This is a genomic window from Mycobacterium persicum (assembly GCF_002086675.1).
Lineage (GTDB): Bacteria > Actinomycetota > Actinomycetes > Mycobacteriales > Mycobacteriaceae > Mycobacterium > Mycobacterium persicum.
This window is the reverse complement of record NZ_MVIF01000023.1, coordinates 41,160-63,777: the sequence shown is the minus strand read 5'-3', so window position 1 is coordinate 63,777 and position 22,618 is coordinate 41,160. Positions and strand designations below refer to the sequence as shown.

Sequence of the window (22,618 nt, the reverse complement as noted above, 5' to 3'; positions counted from 1 at the left end):
ACACATCAGGACGAGACAGCAGCCCATATCGCCAGCTCAGAACACTAATCCCCAGTCAGAACCCGTCGTAACTTCGGACTAGATCAGCGCCTTCCTAGTCCAGTGGCGCCATCTCCTGCAGCATCGTGGGAACGAGCTCGCTGACCGTGGGGTGGATGTGCATGGTGCGCGACAGCGTGGTGTAGGGCGCTTTTGCCGACATGACATCCAAAATGGCGTGGATGACCTCGTCTCCCCCGACGCCGAGGATGGCCGCACCGAGAATCTCGTGGGTGTCGGCATCGACCACGATTTTCATAAAGCCTTGCGTCTCACCCTTTTCCACGGCCCGGCCGACTTTGCTCATCGGCCGCTTACCGACCAGCGCCTTGCGGCCCGACGCACGAACCTGAGCGACGGTCATGCCGGCGCGCCCCAGCGGCGGGTCGATATAGAGGGCGTAGGTGAGGATGCGGTCGCTCACCCGACGCGGATCCCCGTCGAGCAAGTTGGCGGCGACGATCTCGTAGTCGTTGAACGACGTATGGGTGAAGGCCCCCTTGCCGTTACAGTCGCCCAGCGCCCAGATGTGGTCGACGGTGGTCTTGAGCTGGTCATCGACCACGATGTAGCCGCGGGCGTCGGTCTGCACGCCGGCCGCCTCCAGGCCCAAGTCGTCGGTGTTGGGCTTCCGGCCCACCGCCAGCAGCAGGTGACTACCCGCAATGGGCGCGGCACCGGCACTGGGAGTCAGCTCGAAGCCTCCGCAACCGTTGTCCCGCTTGGCAAGTCGTACGTCGTTAGCGTTGACGACGACATCGATCCCCTCGGCTTCGAGGATCTCCCTGATGCTGGCCGAGACGTCTTCGTCTTCGCGGGACGCCAGGCGTGGGCCGCGCTCCACGACCGTCACCTTTGCTCCGAAGCGGCGATACATCTGGGCGAACTCCAGCGCGATGTAGCTTCCGCCGACGATCACCAAATGCTCAGGCAGCGTGTCGAGTTCGAGGATGGACACGTTGGTGAGGAACTCGACGTCGGCCAGCCCGGGAATGTTGGGGGCCACGGCGCGGCCGCCGACGTTGAGGAAGAATTGGTCGGCTTGCAGCAACTGATCACCGACACGCAGCGTGTGCGGATCCTCGAATCGGGCGTGCCCGCGGACCACGGTGCAGCCGTCCATGCTGTCCAGCCAGTCCTCGACGGCCTTGCGGTCATTGAGCATGACGCCGTCTTTGCGGGCCTTCACTTTGGCCATGTCCACGCTGACCGATCCGGTGCCGACCCCGTATTCGGCAGCGCGGCGCGCCACATGAGCCGCGTGGGCGCTGGCCACCAGCGTCTTGGTCGGAATGCAACCGTTGTTGACGCAGGTGCCGCCGATCAGCTTGCGCTCCACGACGGCGACCCGCTGACCTGCGCCGGTCAGGCGGCCCGCCAGCGAAGGCCCGGCCTGGCCAGCACCGACGATGATCGAGTCGAACCGCTGCGTCATAGCGCGGCCGCCGATGCGACGATGGCGAAACCGCCTAGCACGGCGACCGAATCCTCGAGCAAGGCGATCGGCAGATCGCGGCCACCGCTGGCGGCTACCAGCCCACGGCGCGCGTGATAGCCGCCCAAGGTACCCAGTACCGCCCCGACAACCCCGGCACCGAGTCCGCCGAACTTGTAGCCCCAGGCGGTGCCGATCACCGCGCCGGCAAACCCGCCCAGGATGATCCGGACCGCGAACACCGGCGCGGCGGTGCGCGGCGGCGTCTTGGGAAGCTTGTCGTTGACCAGTTCGGCGACCGCGAGGACGCTCAGGGTCACCACCGTCACGATGTTGCCCACCCAGGATGCCCAGGTGTGCTGCAACGTTGGGAACCAGCCGAGGTAGCCGGCCCAGGAGACTGCCGCTGGAGCGGTCACCGATCGCAACCCGGCGACCACGCCGATCAACAAAGCTAGGACGAGGACGAGTACGTGCGTCACAGCGATCCCTTCCGGGGACAGAAGAACAGCCTGGCGACGATACGGAGACCGCCCATGGATGACCACCGGCAATCAGCCCACCGCGGACGCTAACACAGGGGCGGCCCGCCCGGGCATTACCGCGGTCAGAATCGGCAGAACCTGATATCCGACGCCAGAATCGCTTTGGCCCCTATGGCGGCAAGCTGGTCCATGACGCCGTTGACACCGCGGCGCGGCACCAGCGCACGAACCGCGACCCATTCCGGGTCGGCCAGCGGAGCGATCGTCGGCGACTCCAATCCGGGCGTGATCGTGGTGGCCTGGTGCAGCACTGCACGCGGGCAGTCGTAGTCCAGCATCAGATACTGCTGGCCGAATACCACACCTTGTACCCGGGCGACCAACTGATCGCGCGCCTCGCTGTGCCCCGCGCCGTCCCGGTCGGCGCCCTCGATCAGTACCGCCTCCGAATCACACAGCGGCTCGCCGAATGCCACCAGATTGTGCAGGCTCAGGGTGCGACCGGAGCCCACCACGTCGGCGATGGCATCGGCCACGCCGAGTTGCACCGAAATCTCCACAGCGCCGTCGAGCCGGATCACGGTTGCCTCAATGCCCTTGGCGGCCAAGTCTTTTCGGACCAGGTTCGGATAGGCGGTGGCGATCCGCTTTCCGGCCAGGTCGGCCGTCGTCCAATCCCGCTCGGCGGGACCGGCGTACCGGAAGCTCGACGACCCGAAGCCCAGAGCCAAACGTTCCCGTACCGGGGCGTCGGAATCGCAGACCAGGTCGCGCCCGGTGATCCCGAAGTCGAGTTGCCCCGAACCCACGTAAATGGCTATGTCTTTGGGCCGCAGGAAGAAGAACTCGACGTTGTTGACCGGGTCGATGACGGTCAGGTCTTTGGGGTCGGTGCGGCGCCGGTAGCCGGCTTCGGCCAGAATTTCGGTGGCCGGTTCGCTCAACGCACCCTTGTTGGGAACGGCCACGCGCAACATGCTCACAGCTTCCGGTAGACGTCGTCGAGGGACAGTCCGCGGGAGATCATCAGCACCTGCGTCCAGTACAGCAATTGGCTGATCTCCTCGGCCAGGGCGTCGTTGGCTTCATGCTCGGCGGCCAGCCATACCTCGCCGGCCTCCTCCAGGATCTTCTTGCCCAGCCAATGCACCCCGGCGTCCAGCGCAGCTACGGTAGCGCTGCCAGCGGGCCGGGTGCGGGCACGATCGCCGAGTTCGGCGAACAGATCCTCGAAGGTCTTCACGGCCAGCGATTGTTTCATGCGCCGGCAAGCGGAGTCACGGCGGTTTCGTTGGCTCTTGTTCTGCGGTGGTCGAGGCCGTCCGCCTGCGCGGGCGCGAGCCGGCGACTGGGTTAGCGCTGAGCAGGGTATCCGATCGTGCGCGGGTGCGGTTGCGCCGGCGAGTCAGTCGTGCAGGGGATCTGAACTGGCTGTTTCTTCCCGGAGGCCCGACGGATAGTGGGCCATCTTCACCACCGATCTGACGGTTAAACCGGGACCGGGGCCTCGGCTCGTTGAGATCATCGACAAGCGGATCGGGAGGATCGCCGCTATTGCCGCGACCTCATACCCTGCCGACATACCCGGCAGTTATGCGAGTCCTGCGCATCGACGAACCAGACCACTCCGCGATTTCCGTCGAACACCATGGCGCGTTCGATATTCGAACTTCGTTGAATTATCTCTTGGGAAGCGTCGCACCCAGATCATCGGCCGATTTCAAGACAAGATCAGCGCAGTCAGTCTGGGCTGAACGCCTGGTGTTTGGCAGCTGCGCCTACCCCGACGGCGCTGTCGTGTTGGCCAATACAGACGACCTCGGGAAGCTGATCGGGTTCGTGGCTGCCGACGCCCACCATGAACGCGACCGGCGCTCCCGGCACCGCCTCGACGCTGCGTTTAGTGCGCCGATCGAAGCCGCCCAAACCCTCTCCGGCTAAATATATTTCGCCCCAGCAGGGTCGGTCCTGTTCGGTGATCTCGCACGCTCGGCCCGGGGGCGTCCTCGTCATCGGGGTAACGCTGTTCGTCGCGTCTTGTGTCGGCCGCCACGCCCAGATCATGGCCGTTGCATTGCTGGCAGCCACCACCCGGGCTGCTCGTCCGCGAGATAGAGAAGATGTCATGCATCGCGGCGACGATGCCGGTCATCATCGTCGACGGCGGCTTATTGCGCGCACCGTCGGCGACGACGGCACACACTCGGAGCGAGGACTGGGTTGATAAGCCTTAGTTAAGGTCCGGACAATTAAATGTATCGACTGGGACTTGTCACGCGTACTGCGGCGTGGTTCAGTTTCGTAAGTCTTTGCGATCTAACGAAGTTGGGGCGATGCCTGATCCTCGATTGTCGAGTTCGGTCGGTCGACCTGCATTTCCACCCACCTGATAGCCAATTGGCGCTGGTCGAACCGACGGGGGTCAACAAACCCCGAATCCTAAGCAAATTTGGCAATTAGATGAACGCGATGAAAGGACAGACTTCATGTTCATGCCGCCACCGCAAGGTGACGATAGCCCCGCCGAATCCCACGTGAGGCAATTCCCGCCCACCGTCGCCAAAGTACAGCGCCACAAACGCGCCGCCATGGTAGCGCTGGGCGCACTAGCATTGACCAGCGGCGTCGCCGGCGCCATCGAGACCGGTACCAGTGCCGCCACCAATATCAACGCCGGCAGGCTGGCGATCACACTGACCGGTCACGGCGGATTCAAACTCGACACTTGCACAAATGATAATTCCAATTACCACGACAGCAGTGACTTCGGCAGCAATAGTAGTGATTCTAGCAACAATTCAAACACCATCGATAGCAATAGTATTTCGCCTGGAAACGTTAATAATGATATTATCGACACCAGCGGGAGCACCATAACCTATGACTATCTGGACAACGTCTACGGGGATGTCGGTAACAACAATTACGATCAGGTCGTCAACTACGACGTGCGCACTGTTGACGACCCGATTAATAACCAGACTATCGACGATAATCCAAATAGTGATATCGATAATAATTTAGTCAACTATTATATCGATCAGAATACTAATGATATTTCCACAAATGATAGCTGGACGGCTGACGTCAACAATCAAACGAATAACGACAACTCTAGCACTTTTCGCAACGATGAGCTGGGCATTCCTGAGGTATACTACCAGCCGGAACCGTCTAACGTAGATTTCACATATCCTGACGGCAGCATCATTGATGGCGATTCCCAACTTGGCAATCCGTTCCCCTCGGCGGATTATCCCAAAAATCATGACTATACTATTAATCGCCCGTTTGATACGTATATTTTTACCAGCGAAGACGGTAACCTCATATTCAGTAATGATTCGATAGCCAATTATTCTAATCCCTTTTCGCGATCCGAGATTCTCCTTCGTTCCCCTAGCGCGTTAGAGTCGCGCCCATATAGCCAAGAGAACCCCCGGCCCCAATATCCATATGAACGTCCATACGATCCAAACAGCACCGCTGATGACTCGTCGTCCGACGATGACTGATGCTGCGGCTGACACTGCAACAGCTGGCCCGACGGCGGCAATCATCCGTTCGCCCGGGAGATGGGCGTTGGCGGCTACGCGGGCGCGTTCCGGGTGCCGACGGTGGTGCCCTGGCCCGGGGTGATCCCGGCCGGGGTCGCCACCGGCGGGTTCATGGCGATGGAGGACTGGGTTCCCACCATCGTGTCGATGCTGGGCCAGCCGGATCTCCTGGACTCGCTCAAGAAGGGCGCCACCATCGGCGGACGCGAGTACCGCGTGCACCTTGACGGAGTGGACCAGACCGACCTGCTCACCGGCTGCGGCAAGTCCAAACGCATGGAGTTCTACTACTTCACCGAGACGACACTGCACGGATTGCGTTACGGCGACTGGAAAGTGCTGTTGAAGACCCAGGATCGGTGGTTCAACGCCATCCAGCAGAAGCTGACCACCCCGCTGATCACCAACCTCAAGCTCGACCCATTCGAACGGTTCCATAAAGCCCGAGGATTCGACGAATGGCAGGAAAAACCACGCTTGGCTCTACGGCCCCGCCGCGATGCAGGTCATGCGGTTCCTGGCGACGTTGCACGAATTCCCGCCGCGGATGCGCAGTTTCGGCCACGATGTCGACGAGCTGCTGAACCAGCTCAACCCGGCCCGACACCGATAGCCGAAGCGAGGACCAAGTCATGGCAATCACCGAATATCAGCCCGGCACAACGTTTCCCGGTGTGATCGGCCGCACCGCCGACGAGTCGACGCCGGCCTGGCCGGCTTTCAAGCGACCTCCCGAGGGCGCGCCGAACGTGGTCTTCATCGTGCTCGACGACACCGGATACGGGCACCTGGGCTGCTACGGCAGTCCGATCTCGACACCGAACATCGACGCCCTGGCCGCCGACGGCCTGCGGTATTCCAACATGCACACCACCGCGCTGTGCTCGCCGTCGCGGTCCTGCATCCTCAACGGCCGTAACCACCATTCCAACCATTTGGCGTGTCTGACCAACGGGTCGACCGGATTCCCCGGCTCCGACGGCTACATACCCTTCGAGAACGGATTCCTCTCCGAAATTCTGCGGGCCCAGGGCTACAACACCTACTGCGTCGGCAAATGGCATCTGGCGCCGGAGGAAACGATGACCGCGGCCGGGCCCTACGACCGCTGGCCGCTGGGACGCGGGTTCGAGCGCTACTACGGCTTCTTGGGCGGCGACACCCACCAGTACTACCCGGATCTGGTGCGAGACAACTCCCAAACCGAACCCGAGGCCACCCCGGAGCAGGGCTATCACCTGACCCCCGACCTGGTGACTAAGGCAAAAACCATGATTGCCGACGCCAAGCAGGTCGCCCCGGACAAGCCCTTCTTCCTCTACTTCGCCCCCGGCGCGACGCACTCGCCCCACCATGTGCCCAAACAGTGGGCCGACCGCTATGCCGGCAAGTTCGACACCGGCTGGGAGGTCTACCGCCAGCAGGTGTTCCGACGACAAAAGGAACTCGGGCTTTTGCCGGCAACGGCCGAGCTGTCGGCAGCCGATCCCGATGTCGCCGACTGGGAGACGCTGCCGGCCGACGAACGCCGGCTCTACGCCCGGATGATGGAGGTGTTCGCCGGTTTCCTCGAACACACCGACCACTACATCGGCGAACTCGTGCAGTTCCTCAAAGACCTGCAGGAGTACGACAACACGGTGATCATGCTGGTCTCGGACAACGGGGCCAGTGCCGAGGGAGGCCCCACCGGCTCGGTCACCGAGGTCCGCTTCTTCAACAACGTCGCCGACACCGTTGAGGAGGGACTGGCCCGCATCGACGAGATCGGCGGCCCCACGGTGTTCAACCACTTCCCCTGGGGCTGGACGCACGCCGGCAACACCCCGTTTCGGCGGTGGAAGCGCGAGACCTACCGCGGCGGCTCGAGCGATCCGTTGATCGTCACCTGGCCGCGCGGTATCACTGCGCGAGGCGAGGTGCGATCCCAGTACACCCACCTCATCGACATGGTCCCGACGGTGCTCGAGGCGCTACACATCGACCCGCCGACGGCGATCGGCGGTGTCACCCAGTCGCCGATCGAGGGGGTGAGCTTCGCGCACACCTTCGACGACGCCGCCGCCCCCACCCGCCACCTCGCCCAGTACTTCGAGATGCTGGGACACCGCTCGATCAACCACGACGGGTGGCGCGCGGTATGCCCTTGGCCGGGAACCTCATTCGCCGAATCCGAGCACAAATTCGGCGACGTGATCACCGCGGAGATGCTCAGTCAGCTCGATGCCACCGGATGGGAGCTCTACCACGTCGCACAGGATCCCGCCGAGACCACCAACCTGGCCGGGCAGGAGCGGGCACGGCTGATCGCGATGATCACGCTCTGGTACAGCGAAGCCGGAAAATACAACGTGTTGCCGATCGACAGCCGCGGCCTGGCCCGCGCTTTCGTCGAACGTCCGCGGATCGCCGCCGCCAACCGCACTCGATACGTGCTCTATCCGGGCACCCAGGCCATTCCCGCGGCCGCCGCACCCAAGATCCTCAACCGGGCCTACTCGATCAACGCCGCGGTTGAGCTCACCGACGAGTCGTCGGGCGTCCTGCTGTCCATGGGCGGCAATGACGGGGGAATCACCTTGTATGTCAAGGACCGTCGGCTCTGCTATGCGCACAACTACGTCGCCAAGGAGATCTTCACGATTCGCTCGGCGCAACCGATCCCGCCGGGGCGGCACTTCCTCAGCGTGGAATTCACCCCGACGGGCCCGGTGGATCTCAAGAACGGCAGAGGCACTCCCGGCGACGTGACGCTGTTCGTCGATGGCGCTGCGGTCGGCCGCGGCGATTTTCCGGTAACCACACCCCTTCGGTTGGCCCAAGGCGGAGCGATGCTGGTCGGCGCGAATACCGGGTCGTCGGTAACCCCCGACTATGGTCCGCCGTTTGCGTTCGACGGCCGAATCCACCGGGTGATTGTCGACGTCAGCGGCGCGCACGTCGAGGACTACCAAGCCCAGATGAAGATCGCGCTCACCAAGCAGTAACCCCGCGAATGTCGTTGGTGCTCTTCAGGTGAGCCGCGATCAAGAGCACATGTCGACCCGCGCGAGAGCAACCTTTCAGGCGGGCACCCAACTGGTGGAGTCACCGCACACATTCTGCACCCAACCGCTTGGCAACATGGGTACCCGCGCACCGTCACAATGTGTACCGTCGCTCAGCGTGGTCAGCCCTGCGGCTTGCGGGACGGTCCCGCTGGTGACGGTTCCGGCAAAGCCCACCGCCCCGCCCAACTGAGCGGGCGAAACCACGCCGCCAGCAGTTGCAAGCGACCCGACGGCACCAACAGCCGTAGCGCCATATGGCGCCGCCGCCAACTCCAGTGCCACAGCCGTGCCCTTCGACGCGCCGACGCCCAGAGCAGCACCGCTGGACAGCGCTGTCGTCGTCGCCAAGTGAGTCAGCAACCCCGTTGCGCCCATAGATCCTAGATTCCCTAAAAACCATGCGATCACCAATTTGCAAATATCCACCGTGGCCATGACGAAAATCAATCCGGCCTCGGCGAGGAATTGGAAGGGAATAATCGCAAGATTCATTATGAAGCCAAGGAATTGTTCGGCCAGAACAGCATGTCCGGTTAAGAGCGCAACCGCCGCGGCCACAACGCATAGCGGTATGAAAATCCATGCGAGAACAGCAGCCAACAGCGATTCTTTGAGGTAATGCAATACCCCGGCGATGCCGTTCATCAGTATTTCGAGAATCTGCCAGATAGGAAATGGTGTGACGGTTACTTGAGTGGCGTCCGCGGCACTGGCGCCGGGCTTGATGATGGCCGGCGCCGGCGCGGCGTGCGGTGTCGAAGCACGCGCGGGCGAAGAAATGGTTTCATAGACCGTCATGGTGGTAGCGGCCTGGATCCACATTCGCGCATAGTCGGCCTCATTGAATGCAATCGGTATCGCGTTGACACCAAAGAAGTTCGTTGCCAACAACACCGCGTGGGTGGCGTGGTTGGCAGCCAACTCGCCCAGTGTAGGCATTGCAGCCAGCGCTGCCTTGTACGCCGAAGCCGTGATCTCGTGGACAGCAGCGAGCTGAGCGCAATCGGCACTCACCTGCATCACCCATGTCAGATACGGCGCATAGGCCGCGACACAACATTCCGCGGCTGTACCCCACCATGCTTCGGCCCGCACTGCCGTCATCACCGCGGTCAGTTCGGCTGCCACCGCGCCATACTCGACACTTAACGATGACCATGCCTGGGCTGCGTCAATCAGGGACGCAGGTCCGGGTCCGGTGCTCAGCAGTGCCGAATGCACTTCCGGCGGGGACGCCATCCACACTGGCGCGCTCACCGGCACAACTTCTTTTCTGTGTCCCACGGCCGCCGTGCGGAACTCGACGTCACTTCGACCCCCTCACACAGCTGCATCGCAGCTATGGCCATTAACGAACCGGCGCCTTCGATTTCGCGCCGGAAAATCCTGGTGAATTTAAGGGATTGTTTCGGTAAACGAGGATGGGCGGTATCCACCGGTATGCGGATTCCGCTGTCCCCCGATCGGCGGACAAACAGCGTGTGATCGAGTTGATCGTAGATCGATCGCGACCAGCCTGCGGCGAAGGAATTCGCGATAGCCGGTCCGCCGTTACCGCTGGCCGAGTCAGACGTTGAAGTATTTGGCCTCGGGATGGTGCAGGACGAACGCGTCGGTCGACTGCTCGGGATGCAGCTGCAACTCCTCGGATAACGTCACGCCGATGCGGTCGGGCTCCAGCAGCTCCATCATTTTGGCGCGGTCCTCGAGGTCCGGGCATGCCCCGTACCCGAAAGCGAACCGGGCACCCCGGTAACCCAGCTTGAAATAGTCCTCGACGGCGTCGGGGTCCTCGGCCGCCATCGTGCGGTCGGCCGAGTACCGGAGCTCCTCTCGGATGCGCCGGTGCCAATATTCGGCCAGCGCTTCGGTGAGCTGCACGCCGATACCGTGCACTTCGAGATAATCGCGGTACGAGTTGGCCGCGAACAACTCGTTGGCGAAGTCTGCGATTGGCTTGCCCATGGTGACCAGCTGGAACGGCAGCACATCGACTTCGCCGCGCTCGTTAGCCAGCTCGCGGGACCGGACGAAATCGGCGATACACAAGAACCGGCCGCGCTGCTGGCGCGGGAACCGGAAGCGGTACCGTTCCTCGGCGTCGGGTGCGGGCTCGGTGAGCACCACGACCTCATCGCCGTCGGACACCGCCGGGAAGTAACCGTAGACGACGGCGGCGTGCGCCAGGATACCGTCGGTGGACAACCGATCCAGCCAGTAGCGCAGCCGCGGCCGTCCTTCGGTCTCGACGAGGTCTTCGTACGATGGGCCCTCACTATTGGGACCGCCACGTGTTCCCCGTAATCCCCACTGGCCCAGGAACAATGCGCGCTCGTCGAGCATACCCGTGTAGTCGGCGACAGCCAGGCCCTTGACGATCCGCGAACCCCAGAACGGCGGGGCCGGCACCTCGATATCAGCCGCGACATCGGAGCGTTCCGGGATTTCGACCGGCTCTTCGGCAGCTTTGCGTTGCGCGGCAATGCGTTTGGACCGTTCGTGACGGGCCTTGCGCTCGGCTTCCTTCTCGCGGGCCTTGACCGCTTCGGGGCTGTCGTCGTCGGGCGCTTCGCCCCGCTTGGCGCTCATGATGGTGTCCATGAGCTTGAGGCCCTCGAAAGCGTCACGCGCGTAGTGCACTTCGCCTTCGTAGATGTCGGCGAGGTCGTTTTCGACATAGCTGCGGGTCAATGCCGCGCCCCCGAGCAGCACCGGGAATTTTTCGGCGACCCCCCGGGTGTTCATCTCCTCGAGGTTTTCCTTCATCACCACAGTGGATTTCACCAGCAGGCCCGACATTCCCACGACGTCGGCGCTCTTGTCTTCGGCGACTTCGAGAATGGTGGCGATGGGCTGCTTGATGCCGATGTTGACAACCTCGTAGCCGTTGTTGCTCAAGATGATGTCGACCAGGTTCTTGCCGATATCGTGGACGTCGCCCTTGACTGTGGCCAGCACGATCCGGCCCTTACCCGTGTCGTCCTCGGATTTCTCCATATGCGGCTCCAGATACGCCACGGCGGTCTTCATCACCTCGGCGGACTGCAACACGAACGGCAGCTGCATCTGGCCCGAGCCGAACAGCTCACCGACCGTCTTCATGCCGGCCAGCAGGTTCTCGTTGATGATCTCCAGCGGCGGCTTCTGGGTCATCGCCTCGTCGAGATCGGCTTCCAGGCCGTTGCGTTCGCCGTCGACGATGCGTTGCGCCAGCCGCTCGAACAGCGGCAGCTTGGCGAGTTCGGCGGCACGAGATTCCTTCGACGACGCCGCCGACACGCCCTCGAAGAGGCGCATCAGCTCCTGCAGCGGGTCGTAGCCGTCACGGCGGCGGTCATAGACCAGGTCCAGTGCCACGTTGCGTTGCTCGTCCGGGATCCGGTTCATCGGCAGGATCTTCGAGGCGTGCACGATCGCCGAATCCAGCCCGGCTTCCTGGCATTCGTGCAGGAACACCGAGTTGAGCACTTGGCGCGCAGCGGGATTGAGCCCGAAGGAGATGTTGGACAGCCCGAGCGTGGTCTGCACCTTCGGGTGGCGTCTCTTCAATTCCCGGATGGCCTCGATGGTTTCGACGCCGTCTTTGCGTGATTCCTCCTGCCCGGTGGCGATGGTGAAGGTCAAGGTGTCGATGAGAATCGACGACTCGTCGACGCCCCAGTTGCCGGTGATGTCATTGATCAGCCGCTCGGCGATCTCGACCTTCTTCTCGGCGGTGCGGGCCTGGCCCTCTTCGTCGATGGTCAGTGCCACGACGGCCGCGCCGTGTTCGGCGACCAGCTCCATGGTCTTGGCAAAGCGCGACTCCGGTCCGTCGCCGTCCTCGTAGTTGACTGAGTTGATCGCGCAACGGCCACCGAGGTGTTCCAAACCGGCTTGCAGCACCGGGGTTTCGGTGGAGTCCAGCATGATCGGCAGGGTCGACGACGTGGCCAGCCGGCTGGCCAGGGCCTTCATGTCGGCCACACCGTCGCGGCCGACGTAGTCGACGCACAGGTCCAGCAGGTGCGCGCCGTCGCGGGTCTGGTCCTTGGCGATGTCCAGGCACTTCTGGTAGTCCTCGGCGATCATCGCCTCGCGGAAACCCTTGGAGCCGTTGGCATTAGTGCGTTCGCCGATCACCAGCACCGAGGCGTCCTGCGCGAACGGCACGGCGCTGTACAGCGACGACACCGACGGCTCGTAGCTCACCTGGCGTTCGGGGCGCGTGACGTCGGCGACTACGGCGGCCACCTCGCGGATGTGGTCCGGCGTGGTGCCGCAGCAACCGCCGACCAGCGACAGCCCGAACTCGGCGATGAATCCGGACAGCGCCTCGGCCAGCTCGTCGGGCCGCAGCGGGTACTCGGCGCCCTTGGCGCCCAACACCGGCAGGCCGGCGTTGGGCATCACCGACACCGGGATGCGGGCGTGCCGGGACAGGTAGCGCAGGTGCTCGCTCATCTCAGCGGGGCCCGTCGCGCAGTTCAAGCCGATCATGTCCACACCGAGGGGCTCGACCGCGGTCAGCGCCGCGCCAATCTCACTGCCCAGCAGCATGGTGCCGGTGGTTTCCACGGTGACGTGGGCGATCACCGGAATGTGGCGGCCGGCCTGCTTCATCGCCCGCCGCGAGCCCAGCACCGCCGCTTTCAGCTGCAGCAGGTCCTGGCAGGTCTCCACCAGGATCGCGTCGGCCCCGCCGTCAAGCATGCCCAGGGCGGCCTCGGTGTAGGCATCGCGAATGACGGCGTACTCGGTGTGGCCCAGGGTCGGCAGCTTGGTGCCCGGTCCCATCGACCCGAGTACATAGCGTCTGCGCTCGGCGGTGCCCATCTCGTCTGCCACCCGGCGGGCGATCGCGGTGCCCTTCTCGGACAGGTCGCGGATCTTATCGGCGATATCGTAGTCGCCCAGGTTAGACAGATTGCAGCCGAAGGTATTGGTCTCGACGGCGTCCGCACCCGCTTCGAAATAGTTGCGGTGGATGGTTTCCAGCACGTCAGGGCGGGTTTCGTTGAGGATCTCGTTGCAGCCCTCCAGGTTGCTGAAGTCGTCGAGCGTGAGATCGGCGGCCTGCAGCTGGGTGCCCATTGCGCCGTCTCCCACCACCACACGCTGCGCCAAAACGTCAAGAAGATCAGTGTCGTAGCGGGGTTTGTTCGCGGCAGTCACATGGCAAGGATAGTCGGCCTATGGATTTGCCTCAGTCGTTGACAGCGCTCTGACAGGTCAGGCCCAGGCCGTACGCTGATCGTGTGACTCTGCCCGATGCTGAGCCCGACGGCGGCCACCTGCTGCCCGACCTGCACAACACCGTCGTCGTGGCGGCTTTCGAGGGCTGGAACGACGCCGGGGACGCGGCCAGCGATGCGGTGGCGCACTTGGCGGACATCTGGGATGCGCGTCCGATCGTGGAGATCGACGACGAGGCGTACTACGACTACCAGGTGAACCGCCCGGTCATCCGTCAGGTCGACGGCGTCACCAGGGAGCTGGAGTGGCCGGCCATGCGCATCTCGCACTGCCGGCCGCCCGGCAGCGACCGTGACGTGGTCTTGATGCATGGGGTGGAGCCGAACATGCGCTGGCGCACATTTTGCGCCGAGCTGCTGGACATCGTCGACAAGCTCAATGTGGACACCGTCGTCATTCTCGGAGCGCTGCTAGCCGACACCCCGCACACTCGCCCGGTGCCGGTGTCGGGTGCGGCGTACTCCGCCGAATCGGCACGGATCTTCGGGTTGCAGGAAACCCGCTACGAGGGGCCGACCGGCATTGCCGGGGTGTTCCAATATGCATGCGTGGCCGCGGGCATCCCGGCGGTGACGTTCTGGGCCGCGGTGCCGCACTACGTGTCGCACCCACCGAACCCGAAAGCCACGGTGGCGCTGCTGCGTCGCGTCGAAGACGTGCTCGATGTCGAGGTGCCGCTGGGCGACCTGCCGACACAGGCCGAAGACTGGGAGCGCGAGATCACCGAGATGGCCGCCGAAGACGACGAGCTGGCCGAGTACGTGCAGTCGCTGGAACAGCACGGCGACGCCGCGGTCGACGTCAACGACGTGCTCGGCACGATCGACGGTGACGCGCTGGCCGCCGAGTTCGAGCGCTATCTGCGGCGCCGCCGCCCAGGATTTGGGCGCTAAGCCGGTCGCGGATCGGCCGGATCGGCCGGCGACCCGTTGCGCAGCATCGCGATCACGGCGGGTGGCTCGCCGATCAACCGGGCGTTGATGCGCCGGCTGACCATGGGAAGCCATGCCATTCGCAGCGCCATGCGGCGGATCCACAGCTTCGACGGCGATCCCGGCAGGAGCCAGTCGACCGTATCGCGGCCGGCTTCCTGTTTCGCCTCGATCACCGGACGCCACAGCCGCTCATAGAAAGCGAACGCCCGCTCCACCGACGATGTTCGGCGCAGCTGTTCGGCCAGCACGTAGGCGCCCGCGACGGCCATCGACGGACCCTGTCCGGTGAGCTGTGAAACCGCCGAGCAGGCATCGCCGAGCAGGACTACCCGGTCCTGATGCCAACACGTCATCTCGACCTGTGCTACCGGTTCGACATGGATGTCCGCTGCCGGCGGGCATCGGTCGAGTACGTCCGGAATCGACCAGCCGATGCCCCCGAAGACGTCCCGCAGGACGGCGCGGCTATCACCTGGCATCTCGGGGTCGGCCGCGCGAAACACCGCAAGCACCGCCGTCCGACCGTCCCGCAGGGTGTGCACGCTCACCTGACGGCTCACGGCGTCGGTCACCACGTAATGCTGGCCGCTCGCATCGGTGAGGTCGTGGGCGTCGCACACGAAGGCGGCGAAATGGAATCCGAGGTAGCGCAGAAACTGCGACTCGGCGCCGAATACCAGGGACCGCACGGTCGAGTGAATCCCGTCAGCGCCGACCAGGAGATCGGCTTCCAGTTGCTCGCCGTCGTCGAGGGTCACCAGCACGCGGTCGTCACCGGATGACACCTGCGACACCTGGGTGCCGAAGCGCAGTTGCACGTCCCGCGGCAGGTTGTCGCGCAACACTTTTTCCAGGTCTGTCTGCGTGACCCGGCATAGCCGACCAGCCAGTGCCGCGATCATGCGCTGGTAGGGCAGCGGGGCTTGCCGGCGACCGTCCTGGTCGAACAGGCTTGCCGTGCCGACGTGATAGGAGACTTCCTGGATCGCTGGCAGGACGCCGATCGCTTCGGCGGCCTCATAGCCTGGACCGAAAAAGTCGATCATGCAGTCCTGCGACCGGGGAGTAGACGAGCGTTCCAGCAACACCACCTCGGCGCCGAGCGCCGACAACCGCTCCGCCAGGGTGAGCCCGGCGATTCCGGCGCCGCAGATGGCGACTTTCACCGCGTCACCAGCGTCAGCAGCGCCGAGTCGGCTATTTCTGCTCCACGGCTTGGTTGTAGGCGCTGGTAGACCGACCGAGCGCGGCCACTTCGGCATCCAGGCGGGGCAACAGCTCGGCCGCGGTCTTGCGGATCGGACGTTCCCCCACCGACGTCGACAGCACCGGCTTGAGCCAGCGCAACAGGCCCACCCATCCTGGGCAGAAGACACGCGTCTTGCGGGCCTCGATGCCCTCGACGAACGCCACCGCGCACTTCTGAACCGACGTCGTCTTGTTCAGCGGCCAGGGCAGTCTGGCAATGAGTTCGGTGAACGCCGACAGGTCGGACTTGGCGTCGCGGACCAAGGGCGTGTCGATCCAGGACATGTGCGCCGAGCCGACCTCGACGCCGTGGTGGGCCACCTCCAAGCGAAGCGCGTTAGCGAATATCTCTACGGCGGCCTTGGACGCGTTGTAGGGCGCCAGCCCGGGAGACGCCGCGTAGGCCGCCAGCGACGACACGATCAACACGTAGCCGCGGCGCTCGATCACCGCCGGCAAGGTGGCACGCACGGAGTGAAAGACGCCGAGCACGTTGACGTCCAGCACCCGCTTGAACGCCTCCGGATCGACCTGGAGCACGGAGCCGTAGCTGGCGATGCCGGCATTGGCGATCACGATGTCGATGCCGCCGAACTTTTTGACCGCCTGGTCGGCCGCGGCCTGCATCGCGGGCAGATCGCGCACGTCGGCCGCCACGGTGAGCACCCGGTCGTCGCCGCCCAGTTCGGCGGCAATGGAGCTGAGCTCCGCTGTGCCCACATCGGTGAGCACCAGTTTGGCGCCCTTGTTGTGCAGCCGACGAGCGACCTCGGCTCCGATTCCGCGAGCACCGCCTGTGATGAAGACGACCTTGTCCTGCACCGAACTCATGGCCGAAAACGTACCACTGCGCGCCTACAGGCCTACCCCCAGCAGCGCATCGATCGTGGTTGCCACCGCCGCCGGCGCGCTCTCATCATGGCCGCCGTATTCGAGCGCGTCGGTGGTCCAACCGTCCAGCGCCGCAATGGCTTTGGGTGTATCGAGGTCGTCGGCCAGGTAGCGGCGCACCCGGGCGATAACGTCGGCGGCGTCTGGGCCCGCGGGTAGCGCGGTCGCGGTGCGCCAGCGTTGCAGCCGGACGGCGGCCTCGTCGAGGACCTCCTGGGTCCAGAAGCGGTCTTCCCGGTAATGGCCGGCCAGCAGACCGAGCCGGATGGCCGACGGTTCGACGCCCTGGGCGCGCAGAGTCGACACCAGCACCAGATTGCCGCGGCTCTTGGACATCTTGTGTCCGTCCCAGCCGATCATGCCGGCGTGCACATAGTGCCTGGCGAATCGCCGCTCACCGGTGACACATTCGGCGTGGGCGGCGGTGAACTCGTGGTGCGGGAAAATCAGGTCGCTGCCACCGCCCTGGATATCGAGCCCGCTGCCGATCCGACTGAGAGCGATAGCGGCGCATTCGACGTGCCAGCCCGGTCGGCCGGGCCCGAACGGCGACGGCCAACTGGGTTCGCCGGGCCGTGCGGCGCGCCACAATAGGGCGTCGAGTTGGTCGGTCTTGCCGGGCCTGGCCGGGTCGCCGCCGCGCTGCCCGAACAGTCTCAGCATGGTGTCACGATCGCAGCCGGACTCGTAGCCGAACTGCATGGTCGCGTCGGCCCGGTAGTAGATGTCGGGATATTCCCCTATTTCCGGGTCGAGGGTGTAGGCGGCGCCGGACGCCAACATCTTTTCGACGAGCTCGACCATTTCCGCGACCGCCTCGGTGGCCGCGACATACTCGTGGGGCCGCAGCACCCTCAACGCCTCCATGTCGGCGCGGTACACATTGACCTCGCGCTCGGCGAGCTCGCGCCAGTCAATGCCGTCGCGGTCGGCCCGCTCGAATAACGGATCGTCGACGTCGGTGACGTTCTGTACGTAATGCACGTCGTGGCCCAGATCCAGCCACAGCCGATGTATCAGGTCGAACGCCAGATAGGTGGCGGCGTGTCCGAGATGTGTGGCGTCGTAGGGGGTGATGCCGCAGACATACATGGTCGCCCTGGTTCCGGGTGTCACCGGGCGCACCTGCCGGTCGGCGGTGTCGTATAGCCGCAGCTCCGGCCCGCGTCCCGGCAGGTTGGGAACCGGGGCAGAAGACCACGACCGCATGCCCTCGACTCTAGGCCCGGCGACTCAAACGTTCCGAGCGGCCCGCGCAGCGGGGCGAGGAGGAGCCGGGCGATCAAGCCCGGCCCGGCGACTCACACGTTCCGAGCGGCCGGGCTCGGTGCATCGAGTGTGAACGCCGGACTTTGGTTGTGCAGCTATGGCGACTGGATTGCGTGTCGGCCCACCCTGCGCGCACGCTCGGCGCCCAGAGCGCACACTCACCGCCACCAACGCCCACTCGGCGCCCAGAACACACGCTCACCGCCCCTACCGCCGACGATTGTCCGGCGGCTTACCACCACGCTCGCCGGATGGCACCAAGCAGGACGGGTGCCAGCTCTTTGCGGCACATCAATAAGTCGGGCAAGTAGGGGTCGAGTTGGTTGTACTGCAGCGGCGAGCCGTCCAGCCGTGATGCGTGCATGCCCGCGGCGAGCACCACGCCTGCCGGCGCCGCCGAATCCCATTCCCATTGGCCCCCTGCGTGCAAGTACGCGTCGGCGTAGCCGTCGATCACGGCCATTGCCTTTGCACCCGCCGAGCCGATCCGCACCAATTCGATAGCCACCGTCTGCCGCATGTAATGCAGGATCGCCGGCGGCCGGGTAGCGCTGACGGCGACTCTGATGACGTCTGGAATGCCGGCAGGCGCGGCGTCGGCGGTCACAGTGTCGCTGCGGTACACGGCGTTCCCTCGGGCCGGCAATGAAACCGCCGCGTCGGTGATCTGCGGTCTGCCATCGGCGGTGCGCTGCCACAAGGCGACATGAACCGCCCAGTCGTCGCGGCCGCGCGTCGAAAATTCGCGAGTACCGTCCAGCGGGTCGACGATCCACACCCGGTCGGACCGCAGCCGCATCAAGTCGTCGTGGGCTTCCTCGCTGAGCACTGCGTCACCTGGCCGCTCCTCCCGCAAGCGGCGCAGCAGTAGCGAGTTCGCGCGGGCGTCACCGGCCTCGCCGAGCGCCCACGGGTAATCGAAACCGATCTCCTCGCGCACGGCAAGCAATAGCTCACCGGCCTCCGCGGCGAGGCCAGCGGCCAGTGCGGCGTCGGTCAGGTCGGCACGCTGGTTATCGGCGGCCGGGCTCATCGGATCAGTATCGCCGAATGCGTGGTGGCCAATCGCATGCCCTAGAACGCCGGCCATGGAATCGGACGATGACGGTTGGGTCCGGGCATCACCGGACTGTCCAGCAGCGCACGCACCCGCCGGCGCAGCGCCGCGATCTCGGCGCTGGTGACGTGATCACGCAGCGCATCGACAAGCGGTCCGGCAAGGGCATCGGCGAGCCCGGCCACCGCCTCGAGCGTCTGGTCGTCGATCGGCTTGCCCGCCCACCCCCACAGCACGGTGCGCAACTTGTCCTGGACATGCATGCACACGCCGTGGTCGACGCCGTACACCCGGCCGTCGACACCACACAAGATATGGCCGCCCTTACGGTCGGCGTTGTTGACCAGGACGTCGAACACCGCCATCCGCCGCAACCTGTCGTCGTCGGCGTGCATCAGCACGACCTCGTCGCCGGCATAGTCGTAGGCGCGCAGCACGGGCAGATACCCCGGCTGCGGTTTGCGGGTGGGAAACAGGTCCACCAAATCCGGCCCGGAACGCGCATCCGCGCCCAACGAGTCACCAGGTTGCCGCACCCACAGCTGCAACATGCCCGGTCCCGCCGGTCCGTCACGAATGACGGTGTAGGGCACGATGTTCCAGCCCAGCCACGCCGACACCAGATAGGCGCTGAGTTCGCGGCCGGCCAACGTCCCGTCGGGAAAGTCCCATAGCGGCTGCTCACCCGCCACCGGCTTGTAGACGCAATGGACGGTCGTGGCGCCCAGCGTGGACTCACACAGAAATGTCGCGTTGCTCGCCGAGCGGATGCGGCCCAAGACCGTCAGCTCGCCGTCGCGCAACACCTCACCCTCGTCATTGCTCGGGTTCATCGTCAGACCCGAACAACAGGTCGCGCCGGTACCCGTTGGTCCGTGCGCAGATGTGTCCCTGCGGATCCAACGGTTCCTGACACAGCGGGCACGGCGGACGACCCGCGGAGATGACACGGTTGGACCTGGTAGCGAACTGCCGTGCCGACTCCGGCGTCAGGAACACCCGTACGGCGTCGGGGCCCTCGTCGGTGTCGTCGAGCACCACCGAGGCATCGAACTCCGCGTCGGTGACGGCCAACAGCTCCACGACCACCGTCTGGGCCTCGGAATCCCATCCCAGCCCCATCGTCCCGACCCGAAACTCGGCGTCCACCGGCATGATCAACGGATTCAGGTCCTCGACCTCGGCGGGCTCCGGGGGCACCGGCGTACCGAAGCGGCGGTTCACCTCCAGCAGCAGCGCGCCGATGCGTTCGGCCAGCACCGCGACTTGCTGCTTCTCCAGCACCACCGAGACCACCCGGTCGTCATGAGCCGCCTGGATGTAGAACGTGCGGTTTCCGGGCTGGCCAACAGTCCCGGCGACGAAGCGGTCGGGTGTGCGGAAGACGTGAATAGCGCGGGCCATGGCACCTCCAAAATACCGTGCAGACGCCGCCGGATCGACCGGGCCGGCGGAGGCCGATCGTGCTAATCGGTGGAACCGCCGATCACCGCATCGCCGGATGGCACCTGCCTGTCCGACTCCGTCGCCTGCTCGTTGCCAGGCTCCCTTGTGGGCGGAGGCGCCGCACGCAGCCCCGCCGACAACCGCGCCCCGGTGTGGTTGACGTGCAGCACGAAGGGTCGTAATTCGGTGTAGCGGACCACACTTGCCGACGCGGGGTCGGCGGTGATCCGTTGAAAGCTATCCAGATGCATCCCGTAGGCGTCGGCGATCACCGCCTTGATGACGTCCCCATGGGTGCAGGCCAGCCATAACACGTCGCCCTCGGATTCCAGGGCCAGCCGCCGGTCGTGCTCGCGGATCGCGGCAACCGCGCGGGCCTGCACCTGCGCCAGCCCCTCCCCACCCGGAAACACCGCCGCACTGGGATGCGCCTGAACCACCCGCCACAACGGCTCATTGGTCAGGTCGCCGATATTGCGGCCGGTCCATTCGCCGTAGTCGACCTCGGCGAGCCGGTCATCGATGAGCGGCTCCAGACACAGCGCATCAGCCAACGGTTCGACGGTGCTGCGGCACCGCAGCATCGGCGACGACACCACCGCGCGGACCGGCAAGTCACCGAGCCGATCGATCAGGGCCGCCGCCTGCTCTCGCCCCTTGTCGTCGAGGTCGACGCCTTCGGACCTGCCGGCCAGGATGCCCGCCGTGTTCGAGGTGGAACGGCCATGACGCAACAGGATGACCGTCACGTCGCGGCCACCGTCCCGGTTGCCAGCAACACAAGCACTGCTCCGCCGGCCAAGATCCGATAACCCACGAACCAATACATGTTGTGCCGCAACAGGAAATGCAGGAACCACGCCACCGCGGACAGGCCGACCACGAACGCGATCAGGGTCGCCACCAGCAGCTGCGGCCCGGTCGCGCTCATCCCTTCGGTCACCGGGTGGAAGGCGTCCGGTAGCGAGAACAAACCGGAGGCGAACACCGCGGGGATGGCCAGTAGAAAGCCGAATCGGGCGGCCAACTCGCGGTCGAGCCCCAAAAACAGGCCCGCGCTGATGGTCGACCCGGACCGCGAGACGCCCGGGACCAACGCCAGGGTTTGGGCGACGCCGACCACCACGGCATCGCGCCAGTTCAGTTGCTCGACGTGACGACGCTGGCGACCCAGGTATTCGGCGAGTGCGATCACCCCCGAGAACACCACCATTGCCGTCGCCACCACCCATAGGTTGCGGACCCCGGAGCGGATCTCGTCTTTGAAGAACAAGCCCAGAATGCAGATCGGGATGGTCCCGATGATGACGTACCAGCCCAGTCGATAGTCGGCGTTGCGATGCGACTTGACCACCAGACCGTCTACCCAGGCCCGCAGAATGCGCACGATATCGCGCGCGAAATACACCAGGACGGCGGCTTCGGTGCCCAACTGGGTGACCGCGGTGAACGAGGCGCCGGCGTCGTCGTCGAAGAAGATCCGCGACATGATCGCCAGATGCCCCGAGGACGACACCGGCAGGAACTCGGTCAAGCCCTGCACCACCGCCAATGAAATGACTTGCCACCAGGACATCGCCGCAACCGCAGACACGACGACGACCGTACCTGGTACGGCACACGGGTACCGGGTGCGACTAGCGCGAAACGGGTGCCGCCTGGGCGACCGCATCACGCACCGCGGCGGCCAGGCTGCGCTCGTCGGTGACATCGATATCGACCAGACTGCGAACCGACCGCGCGACGACGTCTTCGGCCTGCGGGACGGGCGCGGTCAAGCGCGGCCGGTAGATTTCGACGATGAGCGACCGGTGTTCGATGTGGAAGGAAAAACTGCGTCCGTCGCCGACCTGTCCATAGCCGCTGGCGAAGATGCCCGTCGACATGTCTTCGATAGCAAACTGTTTGTTTGCAACATGCCGGTCAGCAGTGACGGTCATGCCGCGACAATACCTCTCCAGACCTCTCTAG

The 22,618-nt window shown here is 64.7% G+C and carries 20 protein-coding genes; 5 read left to right on the top strand and 15 right to left on the bottom strand.

Annotated features, from left to right (window positions below; translation table 11 throughout):
* Positions 1 to 94 precede the first annotated feature (94 nt).
* The 4 genes from BST40_RS10375 to BST40_RS10360 all read right to left on the bottom strand — a co-directional run bounded on the left by BST40_RS10375 (position 95) and on the right by BST40_RS10360 (position 3,220).
* Complete coding sequence (locus BST40_RS10375) at positions 95 to 1,474, bottom strand: FAD-containing oxidoreductase (RefSeq protein WP_075547415.1); 1,380 nt, start codon at positions 1,472 to 1,474, stop codon at positions 95 to 97.
* Positions 1,471 to 1,956 (bottom strand): DUF4126 domain-containing protein, encoded by a 486-nt coding sequence (locus tag BST40_RS10370; protein ID WP_075547414.1) that lies wholly within the window; start codon positions 1,954 to 1,956, stop codon positions 1,471 to 1,473. The genes BST40_RS10375 and BST40_RS10370 overlap by 4 nt, the downstream gene beginning before the upstream one ends.
* A gap of 125 nt (positions 1,957 to 2,081) precedes the next feature.
* Positions 2,082 to 2,936, bottom strand: a complete 855-nt coding sequence (gene hisG, locus BST40_RS10365; protein ID WP_075547413.1) for an ATP phosphoribosyltransferase — start codon at positions 2,934 to 2,936, stop codon at positions 2,082 to 2,084.
* A 2-nt stretch (positions 2,937 to 2,938) separates the two neighbouring features.
* A complete protein-coding gene (locus tag BST40_RS10360) occupies positions 2,939 to 3,220 on the bottom strand; it encodes a phosphoribosyl-ATP diphosphatase (protein WP_023364701.1) in 282 nt (93 codons plus the stop codon).
* 332 nt (positions 3,221 to 3,552) lie between these two features.
* Between BST40_RS10360 and BST40_RS10355 the strand changes: the two genes are divergently transcribed.
* The 4 genes from BST40_RS10355 to BST40_RS10340 all read left to right on the top strand — a co-directional run bounded on the left by BST40_RS10355 (position 3,553) and on the right by BST40_RS10340 (position 8,503).
* A complete protein-coding gene (locus BST40_RS10355) occupies positions 3,553 to 3,900 on the top strand; it encodes a hypothetical protein (RefSeq protein WP_075547412.1) in 348 nt (115 codons plus the stop codon).
* Positions 3,901 to 4,445: 545 nt separating this feature from the next.
* Positions 4,446 to 5,474, top strand: a complete 1,029-nt coding sequence (locus BST40_RS10350; RefSeq protein WP_083154179.1) for a hypothetical protein — start codon at positions 4,446 to 4,448, stop codon at positions 5,472 to 5,474.
* A 60-nt stretch (positions 5,475 to 5,534) separates the two neighbouring features.
* Positions 5,535 to 6,194 (top strand): alkaline phosphatase family protein, encoded by a 660-nt coding sequence (locus tag BST40_RS10345; protein WP_083154178.1) that lies wholly within the window; start codon positions 5,535 to 5,537, stop codon positions 6,192 to 6,194.
* Entirely contained in the window at positions 6,149 to 8,503 is a 2,355-nt protein-coding gene (locus BST40_RS10340; protein ID WP_083154176.1) for an arylsulfatase, read from the top strand. The genes BST40_RS10345 and BST40_RS10340 overlap by 46 nt, the downstream gene beginning before the upstream one ends.
* 75 nt (positions 8,504 to 8,578) lie before the next feature.
* On the opposite strand, the gene BST40_RS10335 is transcribed toward BST40_RS10340, so the two are convergent.
* Entirely contained in the window at positions 8,579 to 9,805 is a 1,227-nt protein-coding gene (locus BST40_RS10335) for a PPE family protein (RefSeq protein WP_308736959.1), read from the bottom strand.
* Between the two features lie 327 nt (positions 9,806 to 10,132).
* The gene (gene metH, locus BST40_RS10330; RefSeq protein ID WP_075547408.1) at positions 10,133 to 13,720 is read right to left on the bottom strand and encodes a methionine synthase; all 3,588 of its coding nucleotides are present in this window, start codon (positions 13,718 to 13,720) and stop codon (positions 10,133 to 10,135) included.
* Between the two features lie 89 nt (positions 13,721 to 13,809).
* Here metH and BST40_RS10325 point away from each other — a divergent pair, with 89 nt between their 5' ends.
* Complete coding sequence (locus BST40_RS10325; RefSeq protein ID WP_371687234.1) at positions 13,810 to 14,694, top strand: PAC2 family protein; 885 nt, start codon at positions 13,810 to 13,812, stop codon at positions 14,692 to 14,694.
* On the opposite strand, the gene BST40_RS10320 is transcribed toward BST40_RS10325, so the two are convergent.
* From BST40_RS10320 to BST40_RS10280, 9 genes are all read right to left on the bottom strand, one after another.
* Complete coding sequence (locus BST40_RS10320; protein ID WP_075547406.1) at positions 14,691 to 15,902, bottom strand: FAD-dependent monooxygenase; 1,212 nt, start codon at positions 15,900 to 15,902, stop codon at positions 14,691 to 14,693. The genes BST40_RS10325 and BST40_RS10320 overlap by 4 nt on opposite strands.
* Positions 15,903 to 15,933: 31 nt before the next feature.
* Entirely contained in the window at positions 15,934 to 16,815 is an 882-nt protein-coding gene (locus BST40_RS10315) for an SDR family oxidoreductase (protein ID WP_075547405.1), read from the bottom strand.
* A 24-nt stretch (positions 16,816 to 16,839) separates the two neighbouring features.
* Positions 16,840 to 18,084 (bottom strand): cysteine--1-D-myo-inosityl 2-amino-2-deoxy-alpha-D-glucopyranoside ligase, encoded by a 1,245-nt coding sequence (gene mshC / locus BST40_RS10310; RefSeq protein ID WP_075547404.1) that lies wholly within the window; start codon positions 18,082 to 18,084, stop codon positions 16,840 to 16,842.
* Between the two features lie 292 nt (positions 18,085 to 18,376).
* Positions 18,377 to 19,177: a 3'(2'),5'-bisphosphate nucleotidase CysQ gene (locus BST40_RS10305; RefSeq protein ID WP_075547436.1), complete on the bottom strand. Its 801-nt coding sequence runs from the start codon at positions 19,175 to 19,177 to the stop codon at positions 18,377 to 18,379.
* Positions 19,178 to 19,218: 41 nt separating this feature from the next.
* Positions 19,219 to 20,034 (bottom strand): SCO1664 family protein, encoded by an 816-nt coding sequence (locus tag BST40_RS10300; protein ID WP_083154175.1) that lies wholly within the window; start codon positions 20,032 to 20,034, stop codon positions 19,219 to 19,221.
* Entirely contained in the window at positions 20,018 to 20,605 is a 588-nt protein-coding gene (locus tag BST40_RS10295) for a DUF3090 domain-containing protein (RefSeq protein ID WP_023364713.1), read from the bottom strand. The genes BST40_RS10300 and BST40_RS10295 overlap by 17 nt, the downstream gene beginning before the upstream one ends.
* A 62-nt stretch (positions 20,606 to 20,667) precedes the next feature.
* Complete coding sequence (locus BST40_RS10290) at positions 20,668 to 21,396, bottom strand: histidine phosphatase family protein (RefSeq protein ID WP_083154173.1); 729 nt, start codon at positions 21,394 to 21,396, stop codon at positions 20,668 to 20,670.
* Positions 21,393 to 22,223, bottom strand: coding sequence for an undecaprenyl-diphosphate phosphatase (locus BST40_RS10285; protein WP_083154171.1), 831 nt, complete (start codon positions 22,221 to 22,223; stop codon positions 21,393 to 21,395). The genes BST40_RS10290 and BST40_RS10285 overlap by 4 nt, the downstream gene beginning before the upstream one ends.
* A gap of 61 nt (positions 22,224 to 22,284) precedes the next feature.
* Complete coding sequence (locus BST40_RS10280) at positions 22,285 to 22,587, bottom strand: hypothetical protein (protein WP_075547400.1); 303 nt, start codon at positions 22,585 to 22,587, stop codon at positions 22,285 to 22,287.
* Positions 22,588 to 22,618 lie beyond the last annotated feature (31 nt).